Below are 12,062 nucleotides of genomic sequence, written 5' to 3' on the forward strand. Positions count from 1 at the left end.
CGGGTGCGGGTGGTTACCGGGGGCAGGTGGGTACCGGGGCGGTCGGTGCCGGGGTAGGCGGTGCCGGGGGTGCGGCCGGTCTAGTCGATCATCACCTGGTCGGGTCCGACCACCTCCGTGATGCCGCGGGACGCGAGATGCGCACGGTCCTCGCTGTGGCTCTTCAGAACCGTGGTGGGACGGGCGCCGTCGGCGGTGAGCCGGGCGAACGCCTCGAAGACGGCGCCGCCGGGCGCGCACACCGACCGGCGTACCGGAACGGGATCGCCGCCGTCCGCCCCGGGCTCCTCGCCCGCGTCGACCACCAGGGCGAGGGTCCGGGGCGCGGGCGTGTGCTCCCGGCCGCGCCAGGCGTCCGCGATCCGTGCGACGGCGTCGCCCGCCGGCTTGCGCCGCCGGTCATCGGTGAGCAGGCCGAGGCCGTATTCGAGTGCGGGGAAGTCGGCGAGCGAGCGGGACACGTCGTGGGAGCACCACCAGGTGACGCCCCAGAGGTCCGGGCAGTCCAGGGCGTTGGTGACGGTCGCCTCGGTGAACTCGGCGGCATGCTCGGCGGGGATCACCGGCGCCGGTGCGCCCACTTCCTGCAACCAGACGGGCCGGTGCGGTTCGAGCGCCCACGCCTTGGCGAGTTCCACGAGGTACGCGGCATGGTGCTCGGTCGCCGTGCCGGTACGCCCGTACCGCTGGGCCGTGCCGTTGAACACCCAGGAGTGCACGGCCGTGACGGCGCCGAGCCGGGCGGCCTGCGCGGGCGTGAACGGCTGGTCGTCCTGGTACCAGGCGGCGTCGTACTCGGCGTGCAGATGCAGCTTGCCGGGCGCGCCCTCCTCGCAGGCCTCCAGCAGCCGGGTCAGCCAACTCCCGGCCTGCGCGGGCGTGATGCGGTCGGGGTCGGGGTGCGGCCCCGAGGCGAACTGGTTGACCTCGTTACCGAGGGTCATCCCGATGAAGTTGGGCCGGTCGGCGAGCGCCGACGCGAGGGTCCGCAGATACGCCGCCTGCCCTTCGACCACGTCGGGGTCGGTGAAGAGGTTGCGCCGGTGCCAGGTCCGGGTCCAGGCGGGCAGGAAGTCGAAGCTCGACAGATGGCCTTGCAGACCGTCGACGTTGACGTCCAGGCCGCGTTCGGCGGCGGCGTCGGCGAGCTGCACCAACTGCTCGACGGCGCGCGGCCGGATGAGGGTCCGGTTGGGCTGGAAGTACGGCCAGATCGGGAAGACCCGGACATGGTCGAGTCCGAGACCGGCGATCGAGTCGAGGTCGGCGCGCACCGCGTCGATGTCGAAGTCGAGCCAGTGGTGGAACCACCCCTGGCTGGGGGTGTAGTTGGCGCCGAAGCGCACGACAGAAGGCATGCGGATCCTGTGGTTCGGGAGGTGCGGGGGATACAGCGGATCGAGCGGTACGGGGGTACGGGGGTCACGGGTCGTGCGCGCGGCGTCATCCCTTGACGGCGCCCTCGCCGACCCCGCGGAAGAAGTACCGCTGAAGGCAGGCGAAGAGGGCGATCAGCGGGGCCACGGCGATGATGGTGCCGGCGGCGACGAGCCGTTCGTCGTTGGCGAAGGTGCCGTGCAGATAGTTGAGTCCGATGGTCAGGGTGAAGTTCTCCGGGTCGCTCAGCACGATCAGCGGCCACAGGAAGTCGTCCCAGGCGCCCATGAACGCGAAGATCGCGACGACGGCGAGAGTGCCCTTCACGGACGGCAGCGCGATCCGCAGGAACCTCTGCCAGGCGTTGGCGCCGTCCATGAACGCGGCCTCCTCGATCTCGTACGGCAGATTGAGGAAGGCGTTGCGCATCAGCAGCACGTTCATGGAGGCGACGCAGGCGGGCAGGACGACACCGACGAGGGTGTTGTTCAGACCGAGGTCACGCATGGTCGTGAACTGGGCGATGATGATGCTCTCGGTGGGCACCAGCATCGCCAGGACGAAGACGAGCGTGGCGGCGCGGCGGCCCCGGTAGCGGAGCCGGGCGAGCGCGTAGCCGGCGAGCGAGGCGCCGACGCAGTTGGTGACGACGTTGGCGGTGGCGACCTTCAGCGAGTTGAGGGCGTAGTCCCAGACGGGGATCGTCTCGGCGACCCGCTCGTAGTTGTGCAGGGTCGGCGAGCCGGGCAGGAACTTCGGCGGGGAGCTGAAGATGTCCTCGTGCGGGCCTTTCAGCGAGGTGGAGAGCTGCCAGAGGAAGGGTCCGACGGTCAGCGCCAGGACGGCGAGCAACACGGCGTAACGCAGGGCGAGTTCCCAGCCGGGGACCCGCCGGCCGTTCTCGTCGGCGATCCGGGAAACCCGGCGGCGCCGGGCCTTCGGGGTCGCGTGGTCTTCGGGCGTCGTCGTGGTCACGCGTCCTCCTTGCGGTCGGCGCGCAGCACGAGCAGCATCAGCACGACGGTGACGACGAAGACGACGACGGAGATCGCCGACGCGTAGCCGACCCGTCCGGTCAGGCCGGTGCCGGTGCGCTGCACGAGCATCACCAGGGTCGTGTCCTCGCCCGCCGGCCCGCCGGCGGGTCCGGCCATCAGATACACCTCGGAGAACACCTTGAACGCGGCGACCGAGGACAGCGCCCCCACCAGGACCATCGTGGAGCGGACGGCGGGGACGGTGACGGTGACGAAGCGGCGGATCGCCCCCGCGCCGTCCACCGACGCCGCCTCGTGGAGTTCACGCGGCACATTGGCTAGCGCCGCCAGGTAAATGATCATGTAGTAGCCGAGCCCCTTCCACACGGTGACGGCCATGGCGCTCAGCAGGAGCAGCCACTGGTCGCTGAGGAAGCCGACCCGGCCCACGCCGACGGTCTCCAGGAGGGAGTTCACCAGGCCGCGTTCGTCGAGCAGCCACACCCAGATCAGCCCGACCACGACGATCGAGGCGACGACGGGGGTGTAGAAGGCGGACCGGAAGAACGTGATGCCGGGGATGTTCTTCTGCACCAGGAGGGCGAGCAGCAGCGGCAGCAGGACGAGGGCCGGGACGACCCCGACGACGTACAGCGCGCTGTTGCGCAGGCCGATCCAGAACATGTCGTCGTGCAGCAGTTCACGGAAGTTGGCCAGGCCGACCCACTCACCGGGGACCAGGGTCCTGCGGTCGGTGAAGGAGTTCACCACGGTGGAGACGAACGGGTACAGGATGAACACGCCGACGATCAGCATGCCCGGCGCCGCGAACAGCCAGGGGCTGGTGGGCAGTTGGCGCCGTACGCGCGCGGCGGAGGAAGGGGCGGGGCTCTTCATGGCGGCGGCTCTCAGCTCTGCTGAAGCAGCCGGTCACACGCCTTGACAGCGTTGTCGAGCGCTTCCTTGGGGCTCTCCTTGCCCTGGAGGGCCCGCGCGACGGCGTTGCGCAGCTCGACCTTCATCTGCTCGCTGAACAGGACGGGCGTGTAGTTCTCGGCGGTCTTCAGGGACTCGGCGGCGGCGACCCTGACCCGGGTCTCGTCCGTGCCGTCCTGCTGGGTGAAGTACGGGTCGTCCAGGGACCCCTTGGTGCTCGGGAAGATCGCGACCTTCTTGGCGAACTCCATCTGGTGCCGTGCGTCGGTGACCCAGTGCGCGAACGCGACGGCGGCGGGCGTCCGCTTGGTCTGCGCGTTGACCATCACACCCATCACATACATGTTGGCCTTGCCGGTGCTGGTGATCTGGTCGGTGATCCCGATGTTCTTGTAGAGGCTCGGTGCCTGCTTCTTGAAGTTGTCGAGGTCGAGCGCGCTGCCCGGGTTCATGGCGACGGCCTCGGTGAGGAACTTCTTGCCCGAGGACTCGGGGGTCGCGGTGAGCGCCTGCGGGTCGAGCGCCTTGGCGTCGTACAACTCCTTGTAGTGGGTGAGCAGTTCGACGCCCTTCGCGTCGTTGAAGCTGAAGCCGGTGCCTTCCTTGTTCATCAGGGGGACGCCGTAGCGGCCGAAGTCCTCGATGGTCGGGACGTTGGCGAGCGTGGCGACCTTCCCCTTGGACTTCTCCGCCAACTGGAGCCCGTCCGCGAAGAGTTCGTCGTACGTCTTCGGTGGCTTCGACGCGTCGAGTCCTGCCTGCTCGAACAGGCGCTTGTTGTAGAAGAGGGGCCCGGTGTTGAGGTACCAGGGGAAGGCGTACGTGCCCTCCATGCCCGGTATCTGGTGCCCGGCCCAGGCGCCCGGCAGATATTCGTCGCGGTACTTCGCGGCCGACTTGTCGAGGTCGAGGGCGAGTCCGGCCTTGGCGAGCGGGGCGACGAGGTCCGGCGAGACATTGACGACGTCGGGCAGGGTCCCGCCGGCGGCGTCCGCGCTGATCTTGTCGGCGTAGCCCTCGCCGGGCTGGTCGACCCACTTGACCTTGGTGCCCGGGTACTCCTTCTCGAAGTCGGCGATCAGGCCCTCGAAGTACGGCTTGAAGTTGGCGCGGAGGTTCCAGGTCTGGAAGGTGATGTCACCCTCGACCTTCCCTGACGCGTCCGTCGAACCACCGCTTCCGTCCCCGGAGCCACAGGCGCTCAGCGGCAGGAGGACGGCGAGAGCGGCGGCAGCGGCGACTGCCCTGCGTGAGATGCGCACGGTGATGGGGCTCCTTTGCTGCGGCGGCGAATCGTGCCGTGGCCGACCTTGCAGCGTGGCCCGATGAAAAGTCAATGGATTCGCAGCAAATAAATGCTAGCGCTCGACAACATCCCAGGTCAGAACGTCGAAATCGCCTCTTGCGGTACGGGACTAATGCGCTTTAGGGTGTGAGTGCTCAAGCGCATTAGTCCGAGGGTGGTCAATCCGAGGACAGCCAAAGGGGGCACGACGAGTGCAAGGCAAGAGGTCTCCCGCACGCCGGCCGACGATGAAGGACATCGCGCGGCGCGCCGGCGTGTCGGAGAGCGCGGTCTCCTTCGCGCTCAACGACCGGCCCGGGGTCTCCGAGATCACCCGCGACCGGGTGCGCCGGGTCGCGGAGCAGTTGGGCTGGCGGCCCAGCACCGCGGCGCGCGCCCTGTCCGGGGAGGGCTCGGCGACCGTCGGCCTGGTGGTGGCCCGGCCCGCCGGCACGCTCGGCGTGGACTCGTTCTTCCTCCAGCTCATCTCCGGCGTCCAGGAAGTCCTGGCGGAGCGTCACCTCGGGCTGCTCTTCCAGGTGGTGGAGGACGTGGACGCGGAGTGCGCGGCGTACCGGCGGTGGTGGGCCGAGCACCGGGTGGACGGCGTCCTCGTGGTCGACCCGCGCACCGACGACCCCCGTCCCGCGCTCCTCGACGAACTCGGCCTGCCCGCCGTGGTGATCGGCGGCGTGCCGTCCACCCGGGGCCCGGACCACCCGGGCCTGTCCACGGTGTGGGCGGACGACGCGGGCGCGATGGCCGCCGTGGTGGACCGGCTGTACGGTCTTGGGCACCGGCGGATCGTGCACATCGCGGGCCTGCCGGGCCTCGCACACACCGAGCGCCGGATGCGGACGCTGCGCGCGGAGGCCGAGCGGCGCGGGCTCACCGAGGTCCGCTCGGTGCCGACGGACTACTCGGACGCGGAGGGCGCGGCGGTCACCCGTGGGGTACTCGGCGCCGGCCGGCCGCCGACGGCGCTCGTCTACGACAACGATGTGATGGCCGTCGCCGGAGTCGCCGCCGCCACCGGGCTCGGCTTCTCTGTGCCCGGCGACGTGTCGATCGTGGCGTGGGAGGACTCGGCGCTGTGCCGCATGGTCGAACCGTGGCTGTCGGCGCTCTCCCGCGACACGGTGTCCTTCGGACGCACGGCGGCCCGGGAACTCCTGACCCTCCTGGACGGCGGCCCGGCGAGAACCGTCCAGGTCCCGGTGCCCACCCTCATCGAACGGGAGAGCACGGGCCCGGCACCCGCCTGAACGCGCGTACCGGGCCGATGATTTGACGGTCTGTCATAGCACCTTCACGCGTGCTACTGCTGCCATTCCACCTTGAACACCCACACGTGCTTCCCCGACCTGCGGGCGGCCTCCGGTACGTCGATGACGAGCGCACCGCCCCTGACCGTCCAGGTCAGCGGGCGCCGGTGGCCGAGCAGCGTGACCTTGTCGCCGGAGCGGATCGGTACGGGTGCCTCGACGGTGAGCTTGGCGCCGGGCGCGGACAGGGAGTGGATGTAGAAGGCGCGGTTCTGCCGGACGGTGAACCGCAGATCCTGACCGAGCTGCGCCATCCGCGACCAGTAGGTGGTGTCGTAGATCGCCTCGCCGTTGACCTTCAGCCACTCCCCCGTCTCGCGGAGCCGGGTCTGCATGATCTCGGGGATCGTGCCGTCCGCGCGCGGGCCGATGTCGAGCAGGAAGTTGCCGTTCTTGCTGACGATGTCGACGAGGCTGTGCACGACCTCCTCGGTGGTCATGTAACGGTCGTCGGGGGTCGCCTGGTTGTAGCCGTAGCTGAACGGGTCGAGACCCCGGCTCGACTCCCACTTCGCGACGACCGTGTTCTCGTACGTCGTGTACTCGGGCGTCGTGAAGTCGTGGAACGGGATCCCGGAGCGGTTGTTGACGGCGACCTCGTACGGCTTGGGGCGGTTCTTGCCGTTGTTGAAGTAGTCGGCGATGACGTGGTAGCTGTCGTTCGCGCCGCCGATGTCGCACCAGATGACCTGCGGGTCGTAGCCGTGGATCAACTCCCGCATCTGCGGGGCCTGGTAGTCCTTCACATAGTCCTTGCCGGCGGTGTGGCCGGTGTACGGGACCGGTGCCTGGGTGTAGGGGTTGCGGGGCGCGTGACCCATCCACGGGTTGTCCGGGTTGAACCACTCGGGCATCGAGAAGTACAGACCTCGGTGCAGTTCGGGCGTGTACCGCTTCGACGCGTCGAAGAGTTCCTTGATCAGGTCCCGCTTGGGTCCCATCTTCACGGAGTTGCGGTCGGAGACCTTGGTGTCCCACAGCGCGAAGCCCTCATGGTGCTTCGACGTCAGCACGTGGTACTGCGCGCCCGCGTCCCGGAACAGCTCCACCCACGCGCGCGGGTCGAACCGCTCGGCGCGGAACATCGGGATGAAGTCGTCGTACGCGAAGTCCCGCCCGTACTTCTGCTCGTGGTACGCGTACACCTCGTTGTCCGGGCTCTGGAGGTGGTTCCAGTACCACTCGGCGTACTGCTTTCCGACCGGTGACCAGGCGGGCACCGAGTACAGGCCCCAGTGGATGAAGATGCCGAACTTCGCGGCGTGGAACCAGTACGGCGCCTGATGGCCCGCGAGCGAGGCGTCGGTGGGCAGATAGTCCGCGACGCCCAGGGTGAGGTCGCGGCTGCTGGCCGCCGCCGTGGCGCCGCGCCCGGTCGCGAGGACCCGGCCGCCCTGCACGGTGCCGGGGCGCACCCCGCCCCGGTTGCGGATGCCGACGCGTACGCGGGCCTGTTCGCCGGGCAGCAGCCGGGTGACACGGGCGGGTTCCACGGTCCGGGCGCCCGGCACGTCCACGCTCACGGTCAGCCGGTCGGCGGCGAGCACGGCGACGGAGCCCGCGTTGACGACGGTCGCCTCGACGCTCTGCGCCCCCGACGACTCCAGGAGTGAGTTGGTCGAGTGCGCGTCCCGCAGGAACAACGCCCGTCCCACGGCGGCGGGTTGCAGGGACAGCGCGAAGATGTGCAGGGACGCCTTGTTCTCCTGCGCCGGGTTGGTGGTGGGCAGGGTGAGGGCGACGGCCTCGCGCCCCGGGTCGAGCCAGATCTCGCTGACACCTATGCCGACCCGGTGCTCGTCCTTCGTCCCGTCCGGCTTGTAGCGGTACGGCGCCGACAGCGCGCCGGACCCCGAGTACCAGTCGGAGCCGCCGAGTCCCGCACCCGACGTGGTGCCGTCGGCGTAGTGCACGGTGGCGTGCCCGGACGCCTCGCCGTAGCTGCCCGCCGTCAGGAATACGGCCGAAAGATAGCGGCCCCTGGGCAGATCGAGGCGCTGGCCCAGCGCGACGACATTGTTCTTGGCGCCCGCGGCGGACGAGGGGAAGGTGAACGGGATGCCGTCCACCTCGACGCGGCCCGCAGGGAGTTCCTCGCCGGGGAAGGTGTAGCCGGAGCCGTCGAAGTTGCCGCCGCGCGCTCCGGCGGTGTCGATGCCGTCGTTGTCGAACAGGGCGTCCAGCGGTACGGGCACCGGGTCGGGCGCGGTGCCCCACGGGTCGCCGCGCTCCTCGTCCGCGCCGGTGCCGGTGTCGGGGTGCGTGGCCGGGGTGGCGGAGGCGGGGCCGGCGGCGGCGAGCGGTACGGCCGCGGCGGCGGCCACACCGGCCGCCGCGCCGAGGACCTGACGTCGTCTGGGGTACGTACTCATGAGCGGCACTCCTTTGTGCACGTGTACGGGGCTTGGGTGCGGGTGCGCTGAGCAGTCATCGGAGGTTTGATGATTGGTGCGACGCGAATACCTGTCAATGGGGCGTGCACAAGCTCAAGTTGGAGAATTGATCCGACGACCGTTCCCGCGACCGGCGAACGGCACACGAAAAACCGGCAGAGGCGTGAGGTGTCACGCCTCTGCCGGTCGGCAGACGTCCTGGGAACCGGGGAACCGGTGGGTCAGTCGACGCTCGGCAGGATGTGGGGCTCGGCGAGGTCGTCCTCGTAGCCGGCCAGCCGGATCGGCGCCGAACGGGACCACACTTCGAGGCTGCCCAGCTTCTTCTTCTCCGTCTTGCGGGCGGCCTTGTCGGTACGTTCCTCGGGACGCTGCTCGCTGTCTGTCTTCTCTGGTGTCACCGCGCACTCCTTATGTGTCGGGTAACCCTCGGGTCGTATCGGCCCTGCCTTGTCACCAGGCGCCGAACGCCCGGTCGGGCTGGGGTTGAGGGCACTGCGGACGCGGTGGCGCCAATGACTCACTGCGGAGGCGGGCCGTGGTGAGCGGCTCGTCCCGGGACGGACCGTGGGTGTGGGTGGGACCCCTTGGTGTTGTCCGTCCGCTACAGCCTAACCAAATGAGCGGGCAGCCGCTCGATAGCGCCGCAAGAAGTGCGACCGTTCCAGGTCGCCTGGTGTTCATTCGGCCATGATCTGCTGCCTTGTGCCGGTCTTCCAGTCATGAGGGAGGAGTGACGCATGGAGCTGCGCAGCGTCGACGAGCTGATGGATCTGCTGCACGCCTGCCGTGGCGCGTGGGACACACCGGACCACAGCGGGGATCCGGTCGATCTGCACGACCACGCGCTCCAGACGGCGGCGCTGCTCCGCCGAGGTCACCCGAGTGACAAGGAACTCCAGGTCGCGGGCCTGGTGCACGATATCGGCCACCTACTCCGTCCGGGTGACGACGCCCGCCACGCCGACCACGCGGCCGACGCGGTACGGCCCCTGCTCGGCGAGCGGGTGGCCCGCCTGGTGGTGCTGCACGTCCCGGCGAAGCGGTATCTGGCGACGACCGAGCCGGGGCACCCGCTGTCCCGGCAGAGCGTGCTGACGCTGATGGTGCAGGGCGGGGCGATGAGCGCCGAAGAGGTGAGGGCGTTCGAGGCCGACCCGGACGCGGCGGACGCGGTGACCCTGCGGCAGGCGGACGACGCGGGCAAGGTCGTGGGGTTCGACGCCGGAATACTGGAGGACTGGCGCCCGGTCCTGGAACTGGTCGCCGTGGCGGCCGGCCACGCCAGGCGGTCCCGGCGCACCCGGCCACTGGCACGCTCGGAATTCTCTGACTAAAGTCAGGGAATGGACAGGGCGCAGATCGAGCAGGTGCGGCGGTTCAACCGCACCGTCACCGAACGCGTGGGTGTGCTCCACGACCACTACCTCGGCCGTGACCGGCCCGTCGGCGAGGCGCGGCTGCTCTGGGAGATCGACGAGGAGGGCCGGGACGTACGGCGGCTGCGCGAGCGGCTCGGGCTCGACTCCGGTTACCTCAGCAGGCTGTTGCGCTCCCTGGAGCGCGACGGTCTCGTCACCGTGGAGCCGCACCCCGGCGACCGGCGGGTCCGCACGGTCCGGCTCACCCCCACCGGCCGTACCGAGCGCGCGCTCCTCGACCGCGACAGCGACGCCCTCGCCGGCTCCCTCCTGGCACCGCTGAACCCCCGTCAGCGCGCCCGCCTCGTCGCCGCCATGGCCGAGGTCGACCGGCTGCTGACCGCGGGAACGGTCACGCTGGACGTGGTCGACCCGGACCACCCCGACGTACGGCGCTGCCTGGAGTCCTACGCCGCCGAGCTGCGGGAGCGCTTCGACACCGGCTTCGACCCGGCGCGCAGCCGGCTGCCCGATCCGGGGGAACTCCGGCCGCCGCACGGCCTGTTCCTGGTCGCCCGGCTGCACGGCGAACCCGTCGGCTGCGCCGGTCTGAAGCTGCCGCCCGGCGCCCCCGCCGAGATCAAACGGATGTGGGTCGCACCGGGCACCCGGGGCCTCGGCCTCGGCCGCCGGTTCCTCTCCGAACTGGAGGCGCGCGCCACCCGGCACGGCTGCGACCTGCTGCGCCTGGACACCAACAAGGCGCTCGACGCGGCGATCGGCCTCTACCACTCCTACGGCTTCCAGGAGGTGGCCGCGTTCAACGACGAGCCGTACGCCCACCACTGGTTCGAGAAGCGCCTCGGCACACCGCCGCCGTCCCTCTGAAGATGCTCACCACTTGCCCGGCGCGTAGTCCTTGAGGAACACGCCGTACAGGTCCTCGCCCGACTCGCCCCGGACGATCGGGTCGTAGACGCGGGCCGCGCCGTCGATCAGGTCCAGCGGGGCGTGGAAGCCCGCATCGGCGAGGCGGATCTTGTCCGGGTGGGGGCGTTCGTCGGTGATCCAGCCGGTGTCGACGGCCGTCATGAGGATGCGGTCGGTGTCGAACATCTCCTGGGCGCTGGTGCGCGTCAGCATGTTCAGGGCGGCCTTGGCCATGTTGGTGTGCGGATGGCCCGCGCCCTTGTAGCCGCGGTTGAACACGCCTTCCATCGCGGAGACGTTGACGACGTACGCCCGCCGGGACCCGGCAGCGACGGCCGCAGTCATCGCCGCGCGCAGCCTGCTGATGAGGATGAACGGCGCGGTGGAGTTGCAGAGCTGGACCTCCAGGAGTTCGACCGGGTCCACCTCCTCCACGGCCTGGATCCAACTGTTGCTGTCGTGCAGGTCGGGCACCAGGCCGCCCGCGTCGATCGCGGTACCGGCGGCGATCCGCTCCAGGGACGCCGACCCCGAGACCAGGGCAAGTTCCGTGACGTCCTGGGCGCTGAGTCCGCCGTCGCGTGCGGCGGGCAGCGCGGCGACCGCGCCGGACCCGAAGGTGCCGATCACCTCGGCCGACGGCAGCTCACCGGCGGGCAGCGGCGCGGACTCGGCGCCGAGCAGTTCGCTGTACGCCTGCGGAGAGCGGCGTACCGTCTGCGCGGCGTTGTTGATGAGGATGTCCAGCGGTCCCGCCGCCGCCACCGAGTCGGCGAGGGCGACGACCTGTGCGGGGTCCCGCAGGTCGATGCCGACGATCTTCAGCCGGTGGATCCACTCGTCGCTGTCGGGCATCGCCTTGAAGCGGCGGATCGCGTCGTTCGGGAAGCGCGTGGTGATCGTCGTGTGGGCGCCGTCCCGCAGCAGCCGCAGCGCGATGTACATGCCGATCTTGGCGCGGCCCCCGGTGAGCAGGGCGCGCTTGCCGGTGAGGTCGGTGCGGGCGTCGCGCCGGGCGCGGTTCTCGGCGGCGCACTCGCGGCACAGTTGGTGGTAGAAGACGTCGACCTCGACGTACCGCTTCTTGCACGTGTAGCAGGAGCGGGGGCGCTGGAGTATCCCCGCGATCTCGCCGACGGCCGTGCCGGACGGAAGGATGCCCTGGGTCTCGTCGTCGATGCGCTCGGCGGAGCCGGTCGCGGTGGCCTCGGTGACGGCCTTGTCGTGCGCGGTCTTGGCGGCGCGCCGCTCCTGGCGGCGGCGCTGCTTCACCGTGCGGTAGATCCCGGAGGTGGCGCGGCGTACGAGGATCGCGTCGGGGTGGTCGACGTCCAGCTTGTCCAGCTCGTCGAGCACGCTCAGGCAGACGGCGAGGCGCTCCGGGTCGATCCCCGGACCGTGCCGCTGGTCCACGCCCGTACCGGGTACGGGGTTGTCCTCTGTCACCGTCATTGCCGTTCCTCGTGCCGCTCGCGCCC

At 70.1% G+C, this 12,062-nt stretch carries 10 protein-coding genes; 3 read left to right on the plus strand and 7 right to left on the minus strand.

From position 1 onward, the window contains the following. Window positions 1-80: 80 nt before the first annotated feature. From ACIQNU_RS34235 to ACIQNU_RS34250, 4 genes are all read right to left on the minus strand, one after another. Entirely contained in the window at window positions 81-1,358 is a 1,278-nt protein-coding gene (locus tag ACIQNU_RS34235) for a glycosyl hydrolase (RefSeq protein ID WP_401373804.1), read from the minus strand. An 85-nt stretch (window positions 1,359-1,443) separates the two neighbouring features. Continuing rightward, a complete protein-coding gene (locus ACIQNU_RS34240) occupies window positions 1,444-2,352 on the minus strand; it encodes a carbohydrate ABC transporter permease (RefSeq protein WP_401373806.1) in 909 nt (302 codons plus the stop codon). Then, entirely contained in the window at window positions 2,349-3,251 is a 903-nt protein-coding gene (locus ACIQNU_RS34245) for a carbohydrate ABC transporter permease (RefSeq protein ID WP_401373808.1), read from the minus strand. The genes ACIQNU_RS34240 and ACIQNU_RS34245 overlap by 4 nt, the downstream gene beginning before the upstream one ends. Before the next feature lie 11 nt (window positions 3,252-3,262). Further along, window positions 3,263-4,552, minus strand: a complete 1,290-nt coding sequence (locus ACIQNU_RS34250) for an ABC transporter substrate-binding protein (protein WP_401373810.1) — start codon at window positions 4,550-4,552, stop codon at window positions 3,263-3,265. A gap of 271 nt (window positions 4,553-4,823) precedes the next feature. On the opposite strand from ACIQNU_RS34250, the gene ACIQNU_RS34255 reads away from it, so the two are divergent. Further along, the gene (locus tag ACIQNU_RS34255) at window positions 4,824-5,840 is read left to right on the plus strand and encodes a LacI family DNA-binding transcriptional regulator (protein WP_401373811.1); all 1,017 of its coding nucleotides are present in this window, start codon (window positions 4,824-4,826) and stop codon (window positions 5,838-5,840) included. Between the two features lie 53 nt (window positions 5,841-5,893). Here the strand turns inward: ACIQNU_RS34255 and ACIQNU_RS34260 are convergent, their stop codons facing one another. Continuing rightward, entirely contained in the window at window positions 5,894-8,272 is a 2,379-nt protein-coding gene (locus ACIQNU_RS34260; protein WP_401373813.1) for an alpha-L-fucosidase, read from the minus strand. A 242-nt stretch (window positions 8,273-8,514) separates the two neighbouring features. Next, the gene (locus ACIQNU_RS34265) at window positions 8,515-8,694 is read right to left on the minus strand and encodes a hypothetical protein (protein ID WP_401373815.1); all 180 of its coding nucleotides are present in this window, start codon (window positions 8,692-8,694) and stop codon (window positions 8,515-8,517) included. A 339-nt stretch (window positions 8,695-9,033) separates the two neighbouring features. Here ACIQNU_RS34265 and ACIQNU_RS34270 point away from each other — a divergent pair, with 339 nt between their 5' ends. Both ACIQNU_RS34270 and ACIQNU_RS34275 read left to right on the plus strand, forming a co-directional pair. Beyond that, window positions 9,034-9,630, plus strand: a complete 597-nt coding sequence (locus tag ACIQNU_RS34270; protein WP_401373816.1) for an inositol oxygenase family protein — start codon at window positions 9,034-9,036, stop codon at window positions 9,628-9,630. Window positions 9,631-9,639: 9 nt separating this feature from the next. Continuing rightward, the gene (locus ACIQNU_RS34275; protein ID WP_401373818.1) at window positions 9,640-10,542 is read left to right on the plus strand and encodes a GNAT family N-acetyltransferase; all 903 of its coding nucleotides are present in this window, start codon (window positions 9,640-9,642) and stop codon (window positions 10,540-10,542) included. A gap of 6 nt (window positions 10,543-10,548) precedes the next feature. Here ACIQNU_RS34275 and ACIQNU_RS34280 read toward each other — a convergent pair whose 3' ends face one another. Continuing rightward, a complete protein-coding gene (locus ACIQNU_RS34280) occupies window positions 10,549-12,036 on the minus strand; it encodes an SDR family NAD(P)-dependent oxidoreductase (RefSeq protein WP_401373819.1) in 1,488 nt (495 codons plus the stop codon). Window positions 12,037-12,062 lie beyond the last annotated feature (26 nt).

The organism is Streptomyces sp. NPDC091292, from assembly GCF_044757265.1.
GTDB lineage: Bacteria > Actinomycetota > Actinomycetes > Streptomycetales > Streptomycetaceae > Streptomyces.